The 20,217-nt window shown below is 64.6% G+C and carries 24 protein-coding genes; 14 read left to right on the top strand and 10 right to left on the bottom strand.

Features of this window, described 5'->3' with window-relative positions:
• Positions 1 to 4: 4 nt before the first annotated feature.
• From ctaD to ACZY0Q_RS11305, 3 genes are all read left to right on the top strand, one after another.
• Entirely contained in the window at positions 5 to 1,744 is a 1,740-nt protein-coding gene (ctaD, locus tag ACZY0Q_RS11315) for an aa3-type cytochrome oxidase subunit I (protein ID WP_463916862.1), read from the top strand.
• A 55-nt stretch (positions 1,745 to 1,799) separates the two neighbouring features.
• Positions 1,800 to 2,039, top strand: coding sequence for a hypothetical protein (locus ACZY0Q_RS11310; protein ID WP_463916859.1), 240 nt, complete (start codon positions 1,800 to 1,802; stop codon positions 2,037 to 2,039).
• Between the two features lie 96 nt (positions 2,040 to 2,135).
• On the top strand, positions 2,136 to 3,161 hold the full coding sequence (locus ACZY0Q_RS11305; RefSeq protein WP_463916856.1) for a beta-ketoacyl-ACP synthase III: 1,026 nt from the start codon (positions 2,136 to 2,138) through the stop codon (positions 3,159 to 3,161).
• A gap of 407 nt (positions 3,162 to 3,568) precedes the next feature.
• On the opposite strand, the gene ACZY0Q_RS11300 is transcribed toward ACZY0Q_RS11305, so the two are convergent.
• Entirely contained in the window at positions 3,569 to 3,922 is a 354-nt protein-coding gene (locus tag ACZY0Q_RS11300; RefSeq protein ID WP_463916853.1) for an ArsR/SmtB family transcription factor, read from the bottom strand.
• 347 nt (positions 3,923 to 4,269) lie between these two features.
• Between ACZY0Q_RS11300 and ACZY0Q_RS11295 the strand changes: the two genes are divergently transcribed.
• The 3 genes from ACZY0Q_RS11295 to ACZY0Q_RS11285 all read left to right on the top strand — a co-directional run bounded on the left by ACZY0Q_RS11295 (position 4,270) and on the right by ACZY0Q_RS11285 (position 6,801).
• Positions 4,270 to 4,842 carry an SRPBCC family protein gene (locus ACZY0Q_RS11295; RefSeq protein WP_463916849.1) on the top strand — a complete coding sequence of 191 codons (573 nt, stop codon included), beginning with the start codon at positions 4,270 to 4,272 and terminating at the stop codon, positions 4,840 to 4,842.
• A gap of 106 nt (positions 4,843 to 4,948) precedes the next feature.
• Positions 4,949 to 6,127 (top strand): cation:proton antiporter, encoded by a 1,179-nt coding sequence (locus tag ACZY0Q_RS11290; RefSeq protein ID WP_463916846.1) that lies wholly within the window; start codon positions 4,949 to 4,951, stop codon positions 6,125 to 6,127.
• 128 nt (positions 6,128 to 6,255) lie between these two features.
• Positions 6,256 to 6,801 (top strand): hypothetical protein, encoded by a 546-nt coding sequence (locus ACZY0Q_RS11285; protein WP_463916843.1) that lies wholly within the window; start codon positions 6,256 to 6,258, stop codon positions 6,799 to 6,801.
• A 65-nt stretch (positions 6,802 to 6,866) separates the two neighbouring features.
• Here ACZY0Q_RS11285 and ACZY0Q_RS11280 read toward each other — a convergent pair whose 3' ends face one another.
• Positions 6,867 to 7,319, bottom strand: a complete 453-nt coding sequence (locus ACZY0Q_RS11280) for a DUF2231 domain-containing protein (RefSeq protein WP_463917561.1) — start codon at positions 7,317 to 7,319, stop codon at positions 6,867 to 6,869.
• Positions 7,320 to 7,773: 454 nt separating this feature from the next.
• Here ACZY0Q_RS11280 and ACZY0Q_RS11275 point away from each other — a divergent pair, with 454 nt between their 5' ends.
• From ACZY0Q_RS11275 to ACZY0Q_RS11260, 4 genes are all read left to right on the top strand, one after another.
• A complete protein-coding gene (locus tag ACZY0Q_RS11275) occupies positions 7,774 to 9,030 on the top strand; it encodes a S8 family serine peptidase (protein WP_463916839.1) in 1,257 nt (418 codons plus the stop codon).
• A gap of 272 nt (positions 9,031 to 9,302) precedes the next feature.
• On the top strand, positions 9,303 to 10,067 hold the full coding sequence (locus ACZY0Q_RS11270; protein ID WP_463916836.1) for a hypothetical protein: 765 nt from the start codon (positions 9,303 to 9,305) through the stop codon (positions 10,065 to 10,067).
• 23 nt (positions 10,068 to 10,090) lie between these two features.
• Positions 10,091 to 10,666, top strand: coding sequence for an HNH endonuclease (locus ACZY0Q_RS11265; protein ID WP_463916833.1), 576 nt, complete (start codon positions 10,091 to 10,093; stop codon positions 10,664 to 10,666).
• Between the two features lie 92 nt (positions 10,667 to 10,758).
• On the top strand, positions 10,759 to 11,250 hold the full coding sequence (locus tag ACZY0Q_RS11260; RefSeq protein ID WP_463916830.1) for a hypothetical protein: 492 nt from the start codon (positions 10,759 to 10,761) through the stop codon (positions 11,248 to 11,250).
• Here ACZY0Q_RS11260 and ACZY0Q_RS11255 read toward each other — a convergent pair.
• The 6 genes from ACZY0Q_RS11255 to ACZY0Q_RS11230 form a co-directional block, all read right to left on the bottom strand.
• Positions 11,247 to 12,536 carry an MFS transporter gene (locus tag ACZY0Q_RS11255; RefSeq protein ID WP_463916827.1) on the bottom strand — a complete coding sequence of 430 codons (1,290 nt, stop codon included), beginning with the start codon at positions 12,534 to 12,536 and terminating at the stop codon, positions 11,247 to 11,249. The two genes, ACZY0Q_RS11260 and ACZY0Q_RS11255, sit on opposite strands and share 4 nt — an antisense overlap.
• Positions 12,537 to 12,641: 105 nt before the next feature.
• On the bottom strand, positions 12,642 to 14,054 hold the full coding sequence (locus ACZY0Q_RS11250) for an MBL fold metallo-hydrolase (RefSeq protein ID WP_463916824.1): 1,413 nt from the start codon (positions 14,052 to 14,054) through the stop codon (positions 12,642 to 12,644).
• Between the two features lie 164 nt (positions 14,055 to 14,218).
• Positions 14,219 to 14,515, bottom strand: a complete 297-nt coding sequence (locus tag ACZY0Q_RS11245) for a rhodanese-like domain-containing protein (protein WP_463916822.1) — start codon at positions 14,513 to 14,515, stop codon at positions 14,219 to 14,221.
• Between the two features lie 32 nt (positions 14,516 to 14,547).
• Positions 14,548 to 14,889, bottom strand: a complete 342-nt coding sequence (locus ACZY0Q_RS11240; RefSeq protein ID WP_463916818.1) for a rhodanese-like domain-containing protein — start codon at positions 14,887 to 14,889, stop codon at positions 14,548 to 14,550.
• A 21-nt stretch (positions 14,890 to 14,910) separates the two neighbouring features.
• Positions 14,911 to 15,669 carry a sulfite exporter TauE/SafE family protein gene (locus ACZY0Q_RS11235; RefSeq protein ID WP_463916815.1) on the bottom strand — a complete coding sequence of 253 codons (759 nt, stop codon included), beginning with the start codon at positions 15,667 to 15,669 and terminating at the stop codon, positions 14,911 to 14,913.
• Positions 15,666 to 16,283, bottom strand: a complete 618-nt coding sequence (locus ACZY0Q_RS11230) for a rhodanese-like domain-containing protein (protein WP_463916812.1) — start codon at positions 16,281 to 16,283, stop codon at positions 15,666 to 15,668. Before ACZY0Q_RS11230 ends, ACZY0Q_RS11235 begins: the two co-directional genes overlap by 4 nt.
• Positions 16,284 to 16,407: 124 nt before the next feature.
• On the opposite strand from ACZY0Q_RS11230, the gene ACZY0Q_RS11225 reads away from it, so the two are divergent.
• A complete protein-coding gene (locus ACZY0Q_RS11225; RefSeq protein ID WP_463916809.1) occupies positions 16,408 to 16,665 on the top strand; it encodes a metal-sensitive transcriptional regulator in 258 nt (85 codons plus the stop codon).
• Between the two features lie 30 nt (positions 16,666 to 16,695).
• Positions 16,696 to 17,103, top strand: coding sequence for a DUF302 domain-containing protein (locus tag ACZY0Q_RS11220; RefSeq protein ID WP_463916807.1), 408 nt, complete (start codon positions 16,696 to 16,698; stop codon positions 17,101 to 17,103).
• A 594-nt stretch (positions 17,104 to 17,697) separates the two neighbouring features.
• Here the strand turns inward: ACZY0Q_RS11220 and ACZY0Q_RS11215 are convergent.
• Both ACZY0Q_RS11215 and ACZY0Q_RS11210 read right to left on the bottom strand, forming a co-directional pair.
• Positions 17,698 to 18,024: a type II toxin-antitoxin system PemK/MazF family toxin gene (locus ACZY0Q_RS11215; RefSeq protein WP_463916804.1), complete on the bottom strand. Its 327-nt coding sequence runs from the start codon at positions 18,022 to 18,024 to the stop codon at positions 17,698 to 17,700.
• Complete coding sequence (locus tag ACZY0Q_RS11210; RefSeq protein WP_463916801.1) at positions 18,021 to 18,224, bottom strand: antitoxin MazE-like protein; 204 nt, start codon at positions 18,222 to 18,224, stop codon at positions 18,021 to 18,023. Before ACZY0Q_RS11210 ends, ACZY0Q_RS11215 begins: the two co-directional genes overlap by 4 nt.
• A 63-nt stretch (positions 18,225 to 18,287) precedes the next feature.
• Here ACZY0Q_RS11210 and ACZY0Q_RS11205 point away from each other — a divergent pair, with 63 nt between their 5' ends.
• Both ACZY0Q_RS11205 and ACZY0Q_RS11200 read left to right on the top strand, forming a co-directional pair.
• On the top strand, positions 18,288 to 18,617 hold the full coding sequence (locus ACZY0Q_RS11205) for a hypothetical protein (protein ID WP_463916799.1): 330 nt from the start codon (positions 18,288 to 18,290) through the stop codon (positions 18,615 to 18,617).
• 265 nt (positions 18,618 to 18,882) lie between these two features.
• A complete protein-coding gene (locus tag ACZY0Q_RS11200) occupies positions 18,883 to 19,359 on the top strand; it encodes a hypothetical protein (protein WP_463916796.1) in 477 nt (158 codons plus the stop codon).
• Positions 19,360 to 20,217: the final 858 nt, after the last annotated feature.

The raw sequence follows: 20,217 nt of genomic DNA, 5'->3' as shown, positions 1-20,217 counted from the left end.
CGTCATGACAGCAGCCACCAGCACCGCCACGGTCCCTGACGCCGTGGTTCCCAGGTCCAAGGGCCGGATCGTCGTCAGCTGGATCACGACCACCGACCACAAGACCATCGGGTACATGTACCTGATCGCGTCTTTCACGTTCTTTTGCCTCGGCGGTGTGATGGCGCTGCTGATCCGGGCCGAGCTGTTCGAGCCCGGCATGCAGATCCTGCAGACCAAGGAGCAGTACAACCAGCTGTTCACCATGCACGGTACGATCATGCTGCTGATGTTCGCCACCCCCCTCTTCGCCGGGTTCGCCAACGTCATGATGCCCCTGCAGATCGGCGCCCCCGACGTAGCGTTCCCGCGGCTGAACGCTCTGGCGTTCTGGTTCTTCCTCTTCGGTTCCCTCATCGCCGTCTCAGGATTCATCACCCCGCAGGGCGCGGCGTCGTTCGGCTGGTTCGCGTACGCTCCGCTGTCCAACACCACCTTCACCCCGGGTGTTGGTGGTGACCTGTGGGTCTTCGGCCTCGCCCTGTCCGGTTTCGGCACGATCCTGGGCGCGGTCAACTTCATCACCACCATCATCTGCATGCGCGCTCCCGGCCTGACGATGTGGCGGATGCCGATCTTCACCTGGAACACCCTGATCACGGCCATCCTGATCCTGATGGCCTTCCCGCCTCTGGCCGCGGCCCTCTTCGCCCTCGGCGCGGACCGGAAATTCGGAGCCCACATCTTTGACCCCGAAAACGGCGGCCCGATCCTGTGGCAGCACCTGTTCTGGTTCTTCGGCCACCCCGAGGTATATATCATCGCCCTGCCGTTCTTCGGCATCGTGTCGGAGATCTTCCCCGTCTTCAGCCGCAAGCCGATTTTCGGCTACAAGGGCATCGTCTACGCAACCATCTCCATCGCCGCATTATCCGTGACCGTGTGGGCGCACCACATGTACGTCACCGGCTCCGTGCTGCTGCCGTTCTTCGCGTTCATGACGATGCTCATCGCCGTGCCTACCGGCGTGAAGTTCTTCAACTGGATCGGCACCATGTGGGGCGGGTCCCTGACCTTCGAAACCCCCATGCTCTGGAGCCTGGGTTTCATCGTCACGTTCCTCTTCGGCGGCCTGACCGGGATCATCCTCGCCTCCCCGCCGCTGAACTTCCACGTCTCCGACACCTACTTCGTGGTGGCCCACTTCCACTACACCGTCTTCGGCACCGTGGTGTTCGCGATGTTCGCCGGGTTCTACTTCTGGTGGCCGAAGTGGACCGGGAAGATGCTCAACGAACGCCTCGGCAAGATCCACTTCTGGATGCTCTTCCTGGGCTTCCACGGCACCTTCCTCATCCAGCACTGGCTCGGCGTCGAAGGCATGCCACGCCGCTACGCGGACTACCTGCCGGAGGACAACTTTGCCTGGATGAACCAGTTCTCAACCGCCTCTTCCTTCATCCTGGGCGCGTCCCTGATCCCGTTCTTCTGGAACATCTACATCACCTGGCGCAGCGCGGAGAAAGTGGAAGTCGATGATCCGTGGGGCTTCGGGGCCTCCCTGGAGTGGGCCACGTCCTGCCCGCCGCCGCGGCACAACTTCACCTCCCTTCCCCGCATCCGTTCGGAGCGCCCGGCCCTGGACCTGCACCACCCCGAACTGGCACGCCGGGATCATGAGCCCACGCATGGCCCGACGGCGGCCCCCCTGGGCGGCGCCGATATCGGAGAACGTGATCTCCGTTCCCCGAGCCCCGAAGACTGACCGATTTCCGGCACCTCCCCGGCTCCCCGCCCCGCCCGTGTACAGGAGAACAGCCATGGACAAACACCTGAGAAGCATCTGGTCAGCGTCGGCGGAACTGGAAATGCTCCAGTTCCAGACCGACCAGGCCCACGAGCGCCTCGTCCAGGCCCTGTGTACGGCAATGGCGGCACGAATGTCCCCCGCCCACGTCGCGGCAGCCGCCAACATGAGCCTGAGTGAACTCTTCGACACGCTCCGCAGGAGCAGGACCACCCCGTCCGCGGTGGACAGCCATGCGTTACGCGACGCGTAAGCCCCTTCCCGCCACCGGGACCGCCGAAGCATGTTCCCCCTCACCCGCGCTGACGGGCACCGTCATGCCATTCCGCACCCAGACCAGGAGCCACCCATGAACCCGTCCCCGTCTCCGCCCCGCAGCACGACGGACGCGCCGGTCCGCGGATCCCGTGTCGCCGGCGTCGGATCCTACCAACCAGGCAGGGTCCTCACGAACAGTGAACTGAGCCTGACTGTGGACACCAGCGACGAATGGATCCGCAGCAGGGTGGGCATCGAAACGCGCCACATCGCGGACACCGAATCCGTGGCCGACATGGCCGTCCGGGCCGGACTGGACGCCCTCCAGGACGCCGGGATGGAGGCCATAGATCTGGACCTGATCATCGTCGCCACCGTCACGGCCAAGGACCGCTCCCCCAGCACCGCAGGCCGGGTCTCGGCCAGCATCGGCGCCGCGTCACCGGCCGTTTTCGACGTCAACGCCGCCTGTTCCGGTTTCACCCATGCGATGGCCATCGCCGATCAGGCGATAAGGGCCGGATCCGCAACCACGGCCCTGGTCATCGGAGCGGAAAAACTCAGCGACTTCACCGACTGGACCGACCGGAGCACCTGCGTCCTGGTCGGAGACGGTGCCGGCGCCGCAATCCTGACAGCCACCGACGAACCCGGCGTCGGGCCGGTCCACTGGGGCTCAATACCGGCCCTCGCACAGGCAGTCAGAATAGAAGAACCCTCCCTGCACCTGGAGCAGGAGGGCCTCACCGTCTACCGCTGGGCCATCACACAGGCAGCGCAACTGGCACGCCGGACCTGCGAACTGGCAGGAATCCGCCCCGAGGACCTGGCCGCGTTCATCCCGCACCAGGCGAACCTGCGCATCATCGAACCCCTCGCGGACCAACTCGGCATCCCCCGCGCCATTACGGCCCGCGACGTCATCCACTCCGGAAACACCTCATCAGCCAGCATCCCGATCGCCCTGGCCAAACTCGTCCGCAGCGGGGAAATACCCCCGGACAGCCCCACCCTGCTCTTCGGGTTCGGCGGCGGGTTCGCCTTCGCCGGCCAGGTCATCCGGACACCCCGGAACACGGCAGCCGTCCTCACGGCAGGGGCACCTCCCCTCCTATGACTCCCGCGCCGGCGCGGGACCATCGGCACTTGCGGGCCCAAAACGAAGAAACAAAACTGAGATAGCGCACAACGGCAGCCCGGGAAGAGGAGGACAGGATCATCACGCAAGAGGCCAGCCGTTCAACGGCACCCGGGCCAGGCGTATTGGTGCTCGCCCGCCTTCCGTCGGTCCGCGAGGGGCTCCGGAAGGTTCTGGACAGCCAACCCGCAAGCTCCTCATCGAGGCCGCCCGGCAGCACCGGCGCCCCTAGCCCGGCCCGAGGAACAGCTGATCCGCCAGCTCGATCTCGTCGTACCGGCAACCCGGATCAGCTGCGGGGCAGTTCGCCACAGTCCTTCCAGGCATGGCAGCAGCGTGCGTGCGGTATTCAGGGCCCTCACAGGGCGCTGGCTGCGGGAACGGCCTCAGCCGATTTTTCGCCCCGAATATTCCAACTGTTCGCGGGTCGTGTCAAGCATGTCAGCGAGCAGTGATCTGGCCGCAGCCAGAAGGTCCGCGACCTGTGGGTAAGCCAGCGAGTAAAACATTTGCAGGGCCCGTCGTTCGCCCTTCACCAGATGGTAGCGTCGCAGCACCGTCAGGTGCTGCGACAGATGGGAGGCTTCCAGCCCCGTCGCGGCAAGCATGTCTGAAACCGAAACCTCCGGCGCCGCAGAGAGCAGTTCCAGCACCCTGATCCGCACGGGGTGGGCCAGCCCCTTGAAAAGGTTGGCCTTAACCTCATACAACGGTGCCCGGAAATCCGAGATTTCTTCCATACCCGCCCTCCCGTCGAATTTAACGATCCCTGGTTAATCTATAGATCCATCATCCACTAATGCAGGTGGTGGAATTTTCTCCGGGTCCGGCGTGGACAAAAGAACAGCCGAGGTGCCCCACTTCCTTCCATAAACGCAACGCACGGGCTACCAGCCGCTAGCTGGTGCTTCCCTTGCTTCTGATGCGGACGCGTTCTGCTTCGTCTCGCCGTCGGCGTAGGCTCCAGAAGACCCCCAAGGTGCAGCTAACATGCCTGATCGGCGGCGAGTTTTTGTGCCCATGGCCAGCCGCGGCGCAGGTGTGACAGCATGAGTCCACTATCCATCCGCGCCGCGGAAAGGCAGCAATGGGCGGCAATTCCAAGAGCAGCACTGACTACGAATTCCTGACCGTCTGGCGCGTTGCGGGGACCGCTCGTGAAGTCGTGGATGTTTTGGGCGATGCCGGGACGTTGGCCCGCTGGTGGCCCTCCGTGTATTTGAGCGTCGTACCAGTGGATCCGGGGTATCCGGACGGCACGGGAAAGGCATTCTCCCTACATACCAAGGGTTGGCTGCCGTACACCCTGCGCTGGAGGCTCACGGTCACCGAGCCCATTACGGAGCAAGGCGTCGCAATCTCAGCGCAGGGTGACTTGAACGGTACGGGGCGCTGGACGTTCGAACAGGACGGGCCGGAAACCGTGATCACGTACCACTGGCGGGTCACTCCGTCGAAGCCGCTGCTGCGGCGGCTGAGCTGGCTGCTCAAACCCGCCTTTTCCGCGAACCATCGTTGGGCGATGGCCCGCGGTCAGGAAGCCCTCGCCCTTGAATTACGGCGGCGGCGCCCTGGTGCCGACCTCTCCAAGATCCCCCGGCCGGCGCCGCCGACGTTTGCGGCCCGCTACCGCTGGCCAAGGAATTCGACACATGCCTGACGAAAAGAAGGCCGAGGTCCGCTGGTTGCCGCAGCCTCCACTCAAACTGGCTGACGCGCCCCGCTAACCACCGCAAACGAGCCGCAACGCCGGTAGAAGGAGGGACGTGTCGTTCTTTCAGCTTTCGCTGATCGCCGCGGTGGCGCTCCTCGGTCCGCTGCTGGCGCTATCCCAAAAATGGCACCTTCCTGTGGTGCTGGGGCAGTTGCTGGCTGGTATCGCCATCGGGCGCACGGGTCTGGGACTGGTGGACTCCTCGGATCCCACGTTCACGTTTGTGGCCGACGTCGGGTTCGCCCTCGTCATGTTCGTCGCCGGGACGCATGTCCCCGTGCGGGACCGAGCCATCCGCCCGGCACTGGGTGGTGGCGCCCTGCGTGCAGGCATCGCCGCAGTGTTGGCGGCCGCCGTCGGAATCGTCATTGCCTTTGCCTTTGGCACCGGACATGCTCCCCTTTACATCGTTCTGCTCGCTTCCTCATCGGCAGCCCTGGTCCTGCCGATCATCGATTCGCTGCGGCTGACGGGGCCAAAGGTCCTGACGACGACGGCGCAAGTGGCGGTAGCGGACATCGCCTGCATTGTGGCGCTTCCGCTTGCTGTCGACCCACCCAATGCGCCGAGGGCAGCCGTCGGGGCAGCCCTCGTTGCGGTGTGCGCTGCGGTCCTGTTCTTTGTCCTTCGCTGGCTGGAGCGCAGCGGCACGCGCGGACGGATGCATGCCGTGTCCGAGGACCGGAAGTTCGCCCTGGAGCTCAGGATCCAGCTTGCCCTGCTCTTCGCGCTCTCCGGGCTTGCCGTCGCGGGCCACGTGTCCATCATGCTGGCCGGGTTCTCCTTCGGCCTGGTGGTCGCAGCGGTGGGAGAACCCCGGCGGCTGGCTCATCAACTCTTCGCCGTCAGCGATGGCTTTCTAGGGCCGGTGTTCTTCGTCTGGCTGGGCGCATCCCTCGATCTGCGCACCCTCGCGGGAAGCCCCAGCATGATTCTCCTCGGGATTTGCCTGGGGTTTGGAACGCTGCTTGTCCATGGCAGCCTGCGGCTGCTCGGCCAGCCTCTGCCGCTCGCGGTGCTGGCAGCATCCCAGCTGGGAGTGCCGGTTGCCGCCGCCACTATCGGCTCCCAATTGCAGTTGCTGGAACCGGGAGAAGCCTCGGCCATTATCCTCGGGGCCCTCATCAGCATCGGGGCGAGCACCATCGCGGGCTCACGGGCCGCCCGCACGTTTACGCAGCCCGCGCCGGCACACAAGCCATCCGGGGGCGGCCCGGCCGTGGCTGCGTAGAGCAAGGACAACCAAGCTTCCCGAGGGGTTGTTGGGCCCATGGCCAGCCGCGGCGCAGGTGTGACAGCATTCCCTGTGGGCCGGTCACCGGAGCCCGTCATCAGAACTGGGGGAAAATGAACGGCCGAATGCAACCGCCACTCTCGCCCCGCGTCGTGGCAGCTCTTGTGCTCCTCGGGGCAACCCTCATGGCCGGCTGCACGGCACCGGAGAAGCCCCCAGTACGTAATACCAGCGCCCCGCCGGTCACCGAGGCGCCAGCGCCACTGGCGGAAAGCCTCCCCAAATACGATGCCCTGAGTACAGAGCTCATTGCTGCACTGGAAGCGAAGATGCCGGACATCAGCTGGACCGTGGACAAGCCAGCCACCCTGGGCAGGCTGAAGGACGGCAGATGCATGCTCTACCCGCAGACCATGAAGAGCAGCGCCGACGTGGTGGAGCCATCCAACTGGTTCGCTGACATTTTTGCCGTTGGTGATCCCGTTTTGAGGCAGCACGGATTCCCTGCCTTCGATGGAACAGACGCAGTTCCCGGGGGCTGGACGGTTGCCCGCAGCACGGACGCCGCCGGTGCCACGCTGTCCATCGAATCAAAATACCCGGCCTACCTGCGCATCAGCGTCCCGGTGGACTCCCCCACCTGCAACGCGGACGAGCTCCCACAAAGCTGACGGCGGCGTTTTCTCCCTTGGCGGTGGGAACGGCAGCAGCCGTGTTCCGCTATTTGGCTCATGGATCAGAGCGTGCCGTTCTCCTTGGCGCTTTCGGTCCGAGGGAGCTTTGCCACACGGCGTGGCCGACCGCTGCGCAGGTGGCCACCCAGGAATCCGCTGGCCAACAGGAGCACTGCTCCTGCCCGTGCCAGACCGATTCCAAGCCCGTGGCGGCCGCGTTCGCGGGCCGCCCAAGATGCGAGGTATACAAGGGTGGCCGCGGCATTGACTGCGGCGTGGACGATGCCTACGCGCTTCGTGCCTTGATCCTTCATGGACCACGCGGCCCAGCCGGAGAGAGCGGTGGGAACTGCTGCTACGACGCCCAGGCCCACGAGCCGTTTTGCGGCGATCCGGGAGCCGTCGTCTTTGTAGAAATCGAGGAATATCGCCGACCACCAGGCGCCAAAAGGGGCGTCGGTCAAGATGCCATGCAGGGGGATGCCGGTGGCATCCCCGCGAAAGAAACCCCGCATTCCCCGGTGGGCTGTAAGGCGGCCGGCATAGGGTTCAACTGTTTTGACCACAGCACCCAGGGGCTTTACCCCTTCAAGAAAGCCAAGGAACTGTGCATAACGGCTGCCGCTGCCACTATTGGCATCCAAGGCCCGGCCGGTCGACTGTGAAGCACCACGTGCACTGGGTTTGAACTGCATGCAGCTCAAAATACTCCTGGCGCCTCGTAATTGCACCGCTTTTCTACAGGGATTTGGGGAGCGCGGCGTCCTGGGAAGCACGACGGCGGGGCGGCCAGTGATCCAACCCGCTACCCCGCCGTCGTCCGTCATTTTGGATGACTTCCGCGGGGACCGTTGACCACGGCCCGTAACCGGCGGAGCATTGGCTTCCTTGGGACCCGCGCGCTGCGTGCGGGCTGAAGCAAGCAACATGCCATAGGCATCAGACATTTTAGAACAATGGGGTTTTATCATGAAAAAGGTCATCGCTGGTTTTGCGGCGGCACTTATGTCATTTGGCGTGATTGTGTTTGCAGCCCCAAGCAGCTCGGCAATTGCAAGCAGCGCCGCGAGTCAGTCATCGCACACCTCGGGCCAAATCATAGTGAAATTCCGCGACCAAAGTGCGGCAGCCGGCGTGCTGCGCCAGCACGGCCTCAGCGAGGGCCCCGGCATCGGCAGCACAGGTGCCCACCTCGTCAAAGTGCCGGCAGGCAAGGAACAGCGGCTCATCGATGCCGTGAGCCGGAACCCCGCCGTTGAGTACGCCGAGCCCGACGAACTCGTGACTGCTTCGACGGATGACACGTATTTCCCGCGCCAGTACGCCCTGCAAAACACCGGCCAAACGTTTACCAACACCGCCGGCACGATAGTGGTAGCCGCGGGCAAAGCAGACGCGGATGTGGACGCCGTCGAAGCGTGGACCGTCACCACCGGCAACGAGGTCAGAGTTGCTGTTCTCGATTCCGGTGTCGCCAGCGACAACGCCGACATCGCACCAAAGGTGGTCGCACGCGCCAACTTCAGCAGCGCGGCAACCGGTGAAGATAACTACGGCCACGGGACCTACATTGCCGGCGCTGTGGCAGCCACCCGCAACAACGCCATGGGCGTCGCTGGTGTGTGCCCGGGTTGCAAGATCCTGGACGGCAAAGTCCTCAACGACAGCGGGATTGCCTCCAGCTCAGGCCTTGTGAACGCCATCAACTGGTCCGTCAGTAATGGCGCGAAGGTGATCAACATGAGCCTCGGAGTGCGCGCGTCACGCACTCTCGAAACTGCAGTCAATAACGCCTGGAGTCAGGGTGTGGTGCTCGTTGCCGCAGCGGGCAACGGCGGCAACCAGACCAAGATCTACCCCGGCGCATACCCCAACGTCATCGCCGTCGCCGCAACGGACAACACCGACGCAAAGGCATCCTTCTCCACGTACGGAGCCAGCTGGGTGGATATCGCAGCGCCCGGGGCCAACGTTTACTCCACCTTCCCGAACCACCCGTTCTACCTCGGTACCCAAAACGGCCGCTCCCAGGGGTACGACGTCGGCAACGGCACGTCAATGTCCTCAGCCATCGTCGCCGCAACCGCCGCGCTTGCCTGGAGCTCACACCCCGGCGCCACCAAAACGTCAGTCCGTGCAAATGTCGAAACGACCGCCGACAAAATCGCCGGCACCGGCACCTACTGGGCGCATGGCCGCGTGAATGCGTACAACGCCGTGCGGTAGGCGACAGCTGGCAGCCTGTAACTCAAACACTCCACCTGTTACCCGCAGCAGAAATCGCATTCGTCGCGGACAAATGAGGGTTCGACGACGACGTTGTCCCCAGCTGCGCGGTCAGCGGTGGGTGTTCTTGCGCCAAAGGTGGGAAGAACTTGCGAAGGCCTTGATGCAGCGCGGTCAGACTTGCCTCCATCACCCTGCTTTTTGCTCAGGCTACGGGGTTACGCTCGGCGGGCAATTTCGCACCATCAATACTTGATTCTTGGGGGCAATAAATGAATACACTTTCGCGACGCAATGAAGCTCGGAAGCCGGTCAACAATGAAGTTGGCCATGTGGTCCGGACATCGCCGGGGTCAGGCATTTCCCGGCGGCAAGTGGCTGGTGGAGCTTTCGCGGTTGCCATAGTCATTTCAGCGACGGCCTGCGGAGGTCAATCGGCGGCCTCTATCAGTACTTCCCGCGCCAGTGAGTCCGCATCCGCGACGGCGACGCCGACACCCACTCCAACTGGACCCGCTTCATCCACCTGCCTCACCGAGAACGCGACTGAAAAGTACACGCCGAAGGTCTTCGTCTGCACCAAGACCGATGCCGGAAAACTGCAGTGGTTGGAGCAGTCGGAATCGAAACGGGTAACGGACGCGCGAGCGGCAGCGGCGGCAAAGGTCGCGGCAGAGAAGGCTGCCGCAGATAAAGCAGCGCAGGACGCCGCTGCAAAGGCAGCCGCAGAGCAGGCCGCTGCGGAGGCGGCCCGTCAGGAAGCTGTTGCCGCAGAAGCAGCCCGCCAGCAGCAAGCCGCTGCAGCAGCCGCCGCGGCAGCTGCAAAAGTCCCGGCGCCCGTGCAGCCTGCCGCCCCCGCAGCACCGTCCGGATGCGACTCGAACTACGCGGGAGCGTGTGTGCCCATTGCATCTGACGTCGATTGCGCCGGAGGGAGCGGCAACGGTCCTGCGTATGTGAGGGGCCCTGTCACCGTCGTGGGATCTGACATCTATGGTCTGGACAACGATCGGGACGGCGTGGGGTGCGAACGGTAACCAGCGAAGTTAGGGATAACCCGATGCTGGAACTGAAACGCGTCTATTGGAGCCGTCAGGCTTTGCGCTTGGCATATGCGGCCGTCACGATGTGGCTGGGAATCTCGGTTTTCCTGGCCCTCATGCCAAAGCCGACGGTAGTTTCCGGGACTGGGATTTCCGCGGTGACCGGGGTCGTGCAGGGAATGCTAGACAGCGTTCTGGCTGCGGCTACTCTGCCCGGCGCAGTTCTTGTGCCCCTGGTCATCGTTGCCGCCGTCATCCGCGCCCAGGACCTCCGACGCCGGGACCCGGTCAGGCGTTTCACACGCCAGCAGCGCCGCGAGGGTATGGCCCGAGCTGCTGGCGTGTGTGAAATGGAGGCAGGATTCCGGCGCCGTTGCTCCCGGCCCGCCGAGCACGGCGACCATTTCTACCCCTGGTCCAAGGGTGGATCCACCAGCCTGCAGAACTTCGTCGCCGCCTGCGCCCGGTGCAACCGGGCAAAGGGGGCCAGGATTCCTTCCCCAGGCCAACAGGAACGGATAGTACGACGACGGCGGGACTACGTTGCGCCCGACGCTTCCGTCAGCGTCGGCGAACGGCAGCCGCTTCCTTAGCCCAGGAGCGCAATGTGCGGCACGCACCCAGGTGCGCGCCGCCGTCGTCCCTTCCAGTCCATTTAACCGCCACCGCGCCTTACAGTTCAGGAGTGTTCTTAACGGAAATCGGCGGCCTTCCGGCCCACATCCTCTTGATCCATGGCGTTGTTGTCCTCGCGCCCCTGGCTGGCCTGATGGCGGTGGTTTTCGCGCTCTGGCGGCGCAGCCGGAATTACCTGGCTTGGCCCATGGGGGTGTTGGCTCTGTTGATGGTGCCGCTGTCCGTCCTGACCGCCGAGGCAGGGGAACAGCTGGAAGATATCCGGCCAGCGTCGGAACTCATCAAAGAGCATGCCGAGCAGGGCAGTTTCTTCAGGTTCGTGACAGTCATATTTCTGGTCGTGGTGGCCGCGCAAGTTCTCGCCGCCTTCCCGACCAGGGTGAGCCGGTGGCCGGCCTTTCGCGGCGCCGGACATGCACTGAGCGCCCGCTGGCTTATCCCGGTCACTTCCGTCCTCGGAGTATTGGCGGGCCTGTTCCTGATTTATGAGTCCGTCATGACGGGACATTCCGGCTCGGCATCGGTATGGAGCGGAACCTAATGCACTTTCCCGAGGGGCTGGTGGTCTCCGCTTCTCATCCTTATCACGACGAGGAAACCGGACGCGGCCGTGAGTGCGGCGACTGTGGCGATGGCTGCGGGGATCCCATATAGGTCTGCGAGGAGTCCGGACAGGAGCGCCCCGATGGCGAAGCCGCTGTCACGCCAGAGCCGGTAGACCCCGACGGAGCGGGCCCGCCAGGTGGGGTGCGCCACGTCGCCGATCGCGGCCAGGAGTGCGGGGTAAACCATGGCGGTTCCGATCCCCAGGAGGACGGCGGCGACCAGCCAGGGCCCGAAGCTGTGGGCTGCTGCGACTATCGCCAGCCCTACCGCTTGGACGAGCATGCCGGCCACGATGAGCCACTTTCGGCCCCACCGGTCTGAGGCGGCCCCGGTGAAGAGCTGCCCGGCGCCCCACACCGCGGGGTATGCGGCGGCCAGGATGCCTACCTGGTTCAGGCTTAGCCCGGAGCTCACGAACAGGACCGGGAAGAGGCCCCAGGCGAGGCCGTCGTTGAGGTTGTTCACCAGGCCCGCCTGGCTGGCTGCGGAGAGTGAGCGGTCTTTGAAGCTGGTGAGGGTGAACACCTGGCCCGTGGTGAGGCCGGCGTGGGCACTGCCGTGTCTACTGCCGTGCCGGGCCGCCTCGGCCCTGGCGTGCTGCTGGGTCTCGCGGACGGTCAGGACAGACAGGCCCAAGCCGAGGGCGATGTACGCAGCACCCAGGAGGAACGGGCCGGGCCGGAGCCCATAAGCAGAGGCAATGTACCCGGTCACCAGGGCAGTGACGGCGACCCCGAGGTAGCCTGCCGATTCGTTCAGACCCATGGCGAGGCCGCGCTGCTTCGGGCCGACAAGATCCATCTTCATGATCACTGCGGTGGACCAGGTCAGGCCTTGGCTGACCCCGAGGAACACGTTCGCCGCGACGATCCATCCCCACGACGGCCCGAAGATGAGCATGAGAGGGACGGGGATTGCTACCAGCCATCCCGCGACGAGGACGGGCTTGCGGCCATACCGGTCAGCGAGTGTTCCCGCGAAGTAATTCATCGCGGCTTTGGACAGGCCGAAGGCGAGAATGTACGTCAGCGCGCTTGTGTACAGGTCCAGGTGGAATGTCTGGGAAGCGAGCAGGGGCAGGACAGTGCGTTCCTGCCCAAGCGTCCCGCCCACCAGGGCGTTCACCGCCACGAGCAGCATGAACTGCGACAGATTCTGCCGAAGGCCCAGCACAGCGCCCGCAGATCCTGGGTTGCGGCGCGGGTGTGTGCTGCCCGGCATTCTGGGTGCTCCGTTCGTGGTGGGGTCATAAAGGTGCCCGGGCGCGTTGGGGACGCGCCCGGGCTGCCCGGGCTGGAGGGGGGACCTGCCCGGGCGGTTTAGGGGTTACCTTGCAGCGACGGCGTTCTGCCGCGTCTGGTGCCACATGGTCCAGGCTGCGTAGCTGCCGTCAAGTTCGACGACGTCGTACCCGGCCCGGCGCAGGGCACTGGCTGCGACGGAGTTCCGGACACCGGACTGGCAGTAGGTCACGATGGTGCCGCTGGTGGGAAGTTCGTCCAGGTGCCACATGACGCGGCCGCCGCTGAGCTGGTGGGAGCTGGGGATGTGCCCGGCGGTGTGCTCGGTGCGGTTGCGGACATCCAGGACCATGGCGGCGTCTAAGCCGTCGAGTTCCTCGGGCTGGATCAGCTTCGGGGTGGTGGTGGGCAGCCCGTCGATGCTGGTGAGGTAGCCGGCGACATTGTCGATGCCGACGCGTACCAGGTGGTCCCATAGGTCCTGGGCCTGTTCCTGGTCGGATGCCAGGAGCACCAGCGGGTTCTTGTCCGTCTCGGGGTTCACCACCCAGGCGCCGTAGCTGGCCACTGACTTCCCGGCGGGGACGTTCAGGGAGCGGGCAACCGTCCCCTGGTGGACCTCAGCGTTGGCGCGGGTGTCGATAAACGTGACCTTGTCCGCTGCCAGGTCATTTGCGACGTCGGCGGTGTTCAGCTCGTGCAGGGGCGTGCGTTGGCCCATGACGGCAGGGCCTTCCCGGTTTTCGCGCTTCATCCGCCCGAAGTAGGCGTGGGCGTCGGGCTGGCCGTCGAGGAGTTCGTCGATGAAGCCCTGCTCGTCGTTGGCGGCAAGGTACGGGCCCCACCAGGCGTAGAGGCGCTCATAGCCGACCGTGGAGGACGGGATGGCCCCGAGTGCCTTGCCGCACGCACTGCCGGCACCGTGGGCGGGGTGGACCTGGACGTAGTCCGGCAGGGTCAGGAACTTGTCCCGCAGGCTGGTGAACAGCTGTTTGGCGCCTTCGAAGCGGGTGTCGATGCCGCCGGCTGCCTCGTCCAGCAGGTCCGGGCGGCCCAGGTCACCGGAGAAGACAAAGTCGCCGGAGAGCAGGTAGCCGGGCTGGTCACTGAACGCGCCGTCGGTCACCAGGAAGGACAGGTGCTCGGGGGTGTGGCCCGGGGTGTGCACGGCCTGGATGCTGATATTACCCAGGGTGATCGTGTCGCCGTCGTTCAGGCGTTCGCCGTCGAATTCGTACTGCCAGTCCGGGCCGCCCTCGCCGGAGACGTAGATCTTCGCGCCGGTGGCTGCGGCCAGTTCGCGGGTACCGGAGAGGTAGTCGGCGTGGATGTGGGTTTCGGTGACAGCCACGATCTTCATGCCGTTCTTTGCGGCAAGATCCTGGTACACCGCGATGTCGCGGCGGCCGTCAACAACAATGGCTTCACCCTTGGCCTGGCAGCCAATCAGGTAGCTGGCCTGGGCAAGGTCTTCATCGTAAATGCGCTCAATAAGCATCTGGTGTTCTCTCCTTCGGAGGGAAATTTCTTGGTGATCCTGAGTTCGATTCTAATACCCCGGGGGGTATATGGCAATGCTGGGTGTGCCGCTGCTCTTGGGTGCGGGGGGTGATGCTGGCTGCTGCGGCAAGGGCCTGTTCGGCATCGGCGGGACTGCAGAAGTCAGGTGGTGGGGAGGCCGGAGCGGATCCAGGCGGTCATGCCACCGGCCATGGTGTCTGCGGTGAAGCCGGCGCCGTTGAGGGCGTCCGCGACGCGGGCTGAACGGCTGCCGCTGCGGCAGACCGCGATGACGGGAACGGCTGGGTCCAGTTCGGACAGGCGCGCCTGCAGCTGGCCCATGGGGATGTGCAGTGCGCCGGGGATCATGCCTTCCTCGACCTCGAAGTCCTCGCGGACATCGAGGATGCGGGCGGTGGAGCGCCGCTGCTCGGCTTCGGTGACGGTGATTTCGGCCATTGGATTCTCCTTCGAAATATTGTGGGCTGTTGTTAGCGGACGGGTTCGCCGGCTTGGCGCCAGGCGCTCATGCCGCCGCGCAAAGAGTAGGCGTCGTAGCCTTTCGCGGAGAGCAGCCGGGCCGCGGACGCGGACCGCACCCCGGAGGCGCATACGGCGATGACAGGCCGGGTTTTCTGGATCCCGGCGGTGCTGGTCTGCAGCCGATCCAGGGGAACGTGTTTGGCCTGCGGGGCGCGCCCGGTGCGCCATTCCTGGGCGGAGCGGACATCGATCAGCGTGGCGCCGGAGCCCAGGAGTTCCTTGGCCTGGGCGACGCTGATGGTCTTATAGGGCTTACTGAAGGCCTTTTTGAGGGAATCTATCAATCCCATTGGTTCTCCTCTTTGATGAGATTAGGCGGTGATGGTGCCGGCGGTGACCCAGGCCGCGACGGCGAAGATGAGTACCGCGAATGAGATGCGGATGTGCGTGTCCTTCAGGCGGCGGGCCAGCCGGGCGGCGACGAGGGAGCCCAGGATGGCCGGGACCGCGAACGCCAGGGTGGTTGCCCAGTCGATGGTGTATCCGGAAGCGTGGGCACTGAATCCAGCGGCGGAGTTGATGACAATGATCGCCAGGGACGTTCCGACGGCCTGCTTCATGCGCAGACCCAGGAAGATGGTCAGTGCGGGGGTGATGAGGAAGCCTCCTCCCACCCCGAGCAGTCCGGTGAGGAAGCCCACGAGCAGGCCTACCCCTACGGCCTTCGGGGCACAGGACCTGAAGGCCCTCCCCGGCCCGGTGCTGCAGGACCCTTCGGATTCGCGCGGTTTCCTGAGCATCCGGATTCCTGCCGCCATCATGATCACGGCGAAGGCCAGCATCAGGATGTTTGGGTCCAGCAGCCGGCCTACGGCCGCACCGCCCCAGGCTGCCGGTATGCCGGCAGCCCCGACCACTGCGATTACTGGCCAGTTCAGACCATCCCTGAACCGGGGCAGCAGGGCCGCCAACGAGGACACCCCCACCACCAGCAGAGAGGTGGGGATGGCCTGGGCCGGGCTCATGCCCACCCCGTACACCAGGGCCGGAACGGCGATGATCGATCCGCCGCCGCCCACCACACCCAGGACGATCCCTACGACAAGCCCCAGGCCCAGGGCCGGAATCATGCCGCGATGTCCTCTTCAGGTGCCGGCGCAGGCAACTGCAGGATGACGCTTTCGCGGGTGGGTTCCTCAGTGGCCTTGTTCCACGGCATGGCCGAGAGGGCCTGGCCCATGGCGCAGGTGTTGGTCGCTGCGGAGAACGTGAGGCCCGCGCCGATGGCACCGGCCAGCAAGCGGATCCTTGGCGAGACGAACCTGCCGCCGGCCAGACCCAGGACCACCAGGGAGCCTGCGGCGAGGCGGACCTGGCGCTCCAGATCCCAGCGGTCCCTGCCCTTCACGACGTCGCCGCCGGCGGCCGCGAAGCCGGGCGCCCCGCCCGTCAGGACGTAAGCGCCGTCGATCCCGGACTTGCCCAAGCGCTGGCGCGCCTGTTCGGCACGGGCTCCGGACTGGCAGACCAGCACGACGCGGGAGCCCAAGCGGTGGGCGAGTTCATCCGCGTGCTCGGACAGCAGCGGCAGGGGCACGTTATAGGACCCGCGGATGTGCATGGACTCGAACTCGGCGGCGGAACGGACGTCGAGCACGACGAGGTCCTGGTGCTCAGCAATCCAGGTGCGCAGGGTCTCGGGAGCAAGCGCTGTAACGGCTGGAGCCGTGGAAGGGGAAGTCATGTGCTGGCCTCTCGAAGGGGTCGTCGGGTGAATACCCCACCGAGTATTGCAGATACCCCCTGGGGTACGCAAAACACCCTAGGGGGTATAGGATGGAGGAAAACCCCGACTCTTGGAGTGACCAATGGAACTCAATCCCTCAGAACTCACACCCGTGATCAACCGGCTTAAGCGCGCCCAGGGTCAGCTCGCCGCCGTCACGCGCATGCTGGAAGAAGGCCGGGACTGCAAGGACATCGTCACCCAACTCGCGGCCGTGTCCAAAGCACTCGACCGGGCCGGATTCGCCATCATCGCCACGGGCCTGGAACAGTGCATCGTCCAAAAGGACGCAACGATGGACCGTAAAGAACTGGAAAAACTCTTCCTCTCCCTCGCCTGACTACCCTTTTCGAGCCGACCCAGGAGAACCATGACGTACACACTCAGCACGACCACCGCTCTTCCGTGGGCCGAAGCCCTGGACCGCACCCGGGACGCCCTGTCTGCCCAGGGATTCGGAATACTTACCGAAATCGACGTGCGTTCCACCTTCGAAACCAAGCTTGGAACCGAAGCCGCTGACGCTGTAGGTGACTACGTCATCCTTGGTGCCTGCAACCCCGCCCTGGCCAGCCGCGCCCTTGCCGCAGAACCCGAAATCGGCGCGCTCCTGCCCTGCAACGTCGTCGTCCGCCGCAGCAAAGACGCAGGAGTCACCACCATCGAGGCAATCGACCCACAGACCATGGTCCAGCTCAGCGCTGCACCGGCGGTCAAAGACGTCGCCGACGACGCAGGCACTCGCCTGCGTAAGGCCCTCGCCGCCTTGAGTGGCTGACCCACAACGTAATGTCTGCCAACGAGGGCGCCCCGGTGTCACAGAAGAGGACGGTCCGGGTGTGCTCATCCATGCAGCCGGTCCGCCTGAGCCCACGGTAACCTGCCGCGTTCAAACCCGGAGGCCCCGCAACCATCCGGATCGCAGACGTTGTCGACCGCACCCAGGTGAATGGATCGTGGAATGGCCCCGTTTCGAGGCCCCAAAGGTGCGAGAGCGTTCGTCGAAAACCTGCACGTAGGGAAGTGATAGAGCGTTGGAGGGGTCGACGGCGGTCTGCCGGGGTTGACGTTGTCCCTCCCGGTGGTCGGTGGTTGAGCCTGTCAGTAAAACCGTCGAAACCCCGGTACGACGACGACGGGTCGGCGTGGGACGACGCCCATCTCCCGCCGGCTCCGGGCGTAGAGCAGCGACTTTCGCTCTTGGCCAGATCCGTTGACGCTGTCCGAGGGGCCGGTTTCGGACTACCCACCGGCCGGGTCAGACAAAGGGCAAAACGCCTTCATCGCGCATCTGCGCAACTCATTCGTCCCGTGCCCGCCGCACCCAGGGTCTGGGCCTGGCAACGAGCAGAATCCCAGTGAGCTCAAGCGGTCAGCGTACCAGGCCGAGAAAGACGGCGAGCGATTGCTCCACCGCAACCATGGTCTCGGAGTCTATTCGGCCTATCCGCTGCCCGAGGTTGGCGCGACGGACTGTCGTGAGCTTGTCCACCATGATCTGGCTGATGGTTTGCAAGCCGATCAGCGGTCCTGGGTCTACAGTCAGCCTCAGCAATGGTGCGTCCGTCAAGTGAGTCGTTAGCGGCAGAAGAGTGACCGACTCCGACTCCGCAAACAGGTCATCCTGGATGATGAGTGCCGGGCGGGGTTTTTGCGCATATGTTCCGCCGGATACCGTCCACAGCTCGCCACGGTTCACTCCGGCCAGTCTTCCGAAACCTGCTCGACGAAATCCTGGTCGTCGCCAGCGCGGTCAGTGGCGGCAACCGCCAGCGCTTGGCGTTGCGCCTCACGCCTGAACTCCTCGGTGCGCGCATCGGGCACCCACATCTGAATCTGACGAAACCCACGCTCGCGCATGGCAACCCGGTGCCGTGCAACACGATCCCTAACGCTCATAGTTAAACGTTACATGTAACGCTTTGGCCTGTCACGCCCCCGATCGATTGGCTGGTCCTACGGATGCACCAGCGCCTTCACGGCACGTATTTCCCACGCCAGTACGCCCTGCAAAACACCGGCCAATCATTCACGAACACCGCCGGCACCATAGTGGTAGCCGCGGGCAAAGCAGACGCAGATGTGGACGCCGTCGAAGCGTGGACCGTCACCACCGGCAACGAGGTCAGAGTTGCTGTTCTCGATTCCGGTGTCGCCAGCGACAACGCCGACATCGCACCGAAGGCGGTCGCACGCGCCAACTTCAGTGCCTACAGCGTCGTGGGGCGCAGGATGTATCGGCGGCAGTACTCGACGCTGTTCCCGGGGCGCGCGGTTCCCGAAACGCTGTAGTCTCCGCGGCTGGATGGTTGGCCGGGAACGGGCTCTTGACCGCCACACCGGCCCGGTCCAGCATAGGAGGACACACTGGCGGTCTCCAGAGAGATGGCGGTTGACCATGGCCCGGGGAAACTTCGACGACCGGTTCTGGGCTGGGCAATTCCGCAGATGGGCTGGCGCGGCAGCGATGCTCGGCGGTGTGCTATGCGTCTTGGCCGCGTTCCTACACAATCTGGAACCGATCGGCTGCATCGGCTTGGAATGCGAGACAAGAGCCATGCGTTCATCAACCGGGTTTGTCCCGTTGGCGGCCGCTGCCGCATCCCTTCTCATCCTGGTTGGCGTGGCCGGTATGACACTCCTTGCACGGCGATCCGGCCAGTACCTCAAGCTTGCGAACGCTGGCCTGATGACGGCCGCAGTTGGGTTCATCCTGCTGTTTACCGGCGGGCTCATACAAACGGCGTTCTTCGCCGGCGACTTCCCGGGGATGCCGTACTTTGTCATCCCCGGGCTGCTGGCTGTCATCGCCGGCCTCCTGATGATCGGGGTCTTCATTCTCCGTTCAGGTGTTCTTCCACGATGGCTCGGGATCCTCTTCGTGGTCAGTACTGTCGCTCTGCTGGCAGCCAATGAACAAACACCCGCTGTCTTGCTCGCCATACCCTTTGGGCTCGCAATGGTGGCGGCCGGCTACTACATGTGGGCAGGGGCGGCAGCTATGCAGCCGCCCCTGCCAGAAGCAGCAAGATAGCTGAACAACCTCATCCAACGAGGCCCAGATCGGTGGCATAGGCCATGGTGCTAGTCATCCCCGCAATCGGGACCTTGTTTTCCTTGCATTGTTTCTCGTTGCCCTGGTCCTGCTCGGCATCGTCTGGGGCGTGGGCGGTCTAATAATCGGGCTGACGCACCTTACGGCCCTGGGCACCAGGAGTAAGAGCCGGCCGAAAGTACCGCGGAAGACCCCGGTTAGCCCCCGCGTTAGCCCCAAGCGCAAAGGTCCCCCGGCCCCCGACCGGGCTGAAACCAAAGCCCAGGACGCATCCGACATTTGGCCCAAATGGACCCCGTCGCACAGGCAGTACATGGACCGCGAGCAATCCCTCTGGCACGAGCAGTTCGACGCCTTGAATTCCCGCGAGGAGCCGCACTCCCCGCTTCCGATGTGGGTTCATCCCAAAAGATGAACAATGTCTCCCGTAGGTCCCTGATCGCAAACACAGATCCACGCGTCTCATCACAGCAAGTGCGGTCCCCAGTCATGAACGGGCGGGGACCGGTAGTGCAGCTGGTGAGCCTGCTGAAGCCCCGGTGATCGGGCTTAGGTTCTGCTGTCGACGCTCTCGGGTACGGAAAGTGTCTTGCGAACGAACGATTTCGCGACATCCTCCGGCATCAGTTGGCCGCAGCGTGACCGGGCTCTGTCGCTGAAGGGTCCTGCGAAACTTCGCACCGCAAGAACCGGTGTCGTTTTGGGGGCGGATCGGTAGTGACAGCGGGGTGCGCGATGCCAGGTCCGGAAGGTGCCGGGCGACGACGGCGATGCGGTGGTACAGGGTGTCCGGCGCCGGGACAACGTGCATGTTCGTCCGGAACTCAATCCGGATTA

Source organism: Pseudarthrobacter lactosi, from assembly GCF_055412785.1.
Note: the sequence above shows the minus strand (reverse complement) of the source record. Positions and strands in the feature narration are given on the sequence as shown.

Excerpts from the sequence above, each read along its gene's own strand:
- ctaD (WP_463916862.1), top strand. The coding sequence starts at position 5 with ATGACAGCAGCCACCAGCACCGCCACGGTCCCTGACGCCGTGGTTCCC.
- ACZY0Q_RS11310 (WP_463916859.1), top strand. The coding sequence starts at position 1,800 with ATGGACAAACACCTGAGAAGCATCTGGTCAGCGTCGGCGGAACTGGAA.
- ACZY0Q_RS11305 (WP_463916856.1), top strand. The coding sequence starts at position 2,136 with ATGAACCCGTCCCCGTCTCCGCCCCGCAGCACGACGGACGCGCCGGTC.
- ACZY0Q_RS11300 (WP_463916853.1), bottom strand. The coding sequence starts at position 3,922 with ATGGAAGAAATCTCGGATTTCCGGGCACCGTTGTATGAGGTTAAGGCC.
- ACZY0Q_RS11295 (WP_463916849.1), top strand. The coding sequence starts at position 4,270 with ATGGGCGGCAATTCCAAGAGCAGCACTGACTACGAATTCCTGACCGTC.
- ACZY0Q_RS11285 (WP_463916843.1), top strand. The coding sequence starts at position 6,256 with ATGCAACCGCCACTCTCGCCCCGCGTCGTGGCAGCTCTTGTGCTCCTC.
- ACZY0Q_RS11280 (WP_463917561.1), bottom strand. The coding sequence starts at position 7,319 with ATGCGGGGTTTCTTTCGCGGGGATGCCACCGGCATCCCCCTGCATGGC.
- ACZY0Q_RS11275 (WP_463916839.1), top strand. The coding sequence starts at position 7,774 with ATGAAAAAGGTCATCGCTGGTTTTGCGGCGGCACTTATGTCATTTGGC.
- ACZY0Q_RS11270 (WP_463916836.1), top strand. The coding sequence starts at position 9,303 with ATGAATACACTTTCGCGACGCAATGAAGCTCGGAAGCCGGTCAACAAT.
- ACZY0Q_RS11265 (WP_463916833.1), top strand. The coding sequence starts at position 10,091 with ATGCTGGAACTGAAACGCGTCTATTGGAGCCGTCAGGCTTTGCGCTTG.
- ACZY0Q_RS11255 (WP_463916827.1), bottom strand. The coding sequence starts at position 12,536 with ATGCCGGGCAGCACACACCCGCGCCGCAACCCAGGATCTGCGGGCGCT.
- ACZY0Q_RS11250 (WP_463916824.1), bottom strand. The coding sequence starts at position 14,054 with ATGCTTATTGAGCGCATTTACGATGAAGACCTTGCCCAGGCCAGCTAC.
- ACZY0Q_RS11245 (WP_463916822.1), bottom strand. The coding sequence starts at position 14,515 with ATGGCCGAAATCACCGTCACCGAAGCCGAGCAGCGGCGCTCCACCGCC.
- ACZY0Q_RS11240 (WP_463916818.1), bottom strand. The coding sequence starts at position 14,889 with ATGGGATTGATAGATTCCCTCAAAAAGGCCTTCAGTAAGCCCTATAAG.
- ACZY0Q_RS11235 (WP_463916815.1), bottom strand. The coding sequence starts at position 15,669 with ATGATTCCGGCCCTGGGCCTGGGGCTTGTCGTAGGGATCGTCCTGGGT.
- ACZY0Q_RS11230 (WP_463916812.1), bottom strand. The coding sequence starts at position 16,283 with ATGACTTCCCCTTCCACGGCTCCAGCCGTTACAGCGCTTGCTCCCGAG.
- ACZY0Q_RS11225 (WP_463916809.1), top strand. The coding sequence starts at position 16,408 with ATGGAACTCAATCCCTCAGAACTCACACCCGTGATCAACCGGCTTAAG.
- ACZY0Q_RS11220 (WP_463916807.1), top strand. The coding sequence starts at position 16,696 with ATGACGTACACACTCAGCACGACCACCGCTCTTCCGTGGGCCGAAGCC.
- ACZY0Q_RS11210 (WP_463916801.1), bottom strand. The coding sequence starts at position 18,224 with ATGAGCGTTAGGGATCGTGTTGCACGGCACCGGGTTGCCATGCGCGAG.
- ACZY0Q_RS11205 (WP_463916799.1), top strand. The coding sequence starts at position 18,288 with ATGCACCAGCGCCTTCACGGCACGTATTTCCCACGCCAGTACGCCCTG.
- ACZY0Q_RS11200 (WP_463916796.1), top strand. The coding sequence starts at position 18,883 with ATGCGTTCATCAACCGGGTTTGTCCCGTTGGCGGCCGCTGCCGCATCC.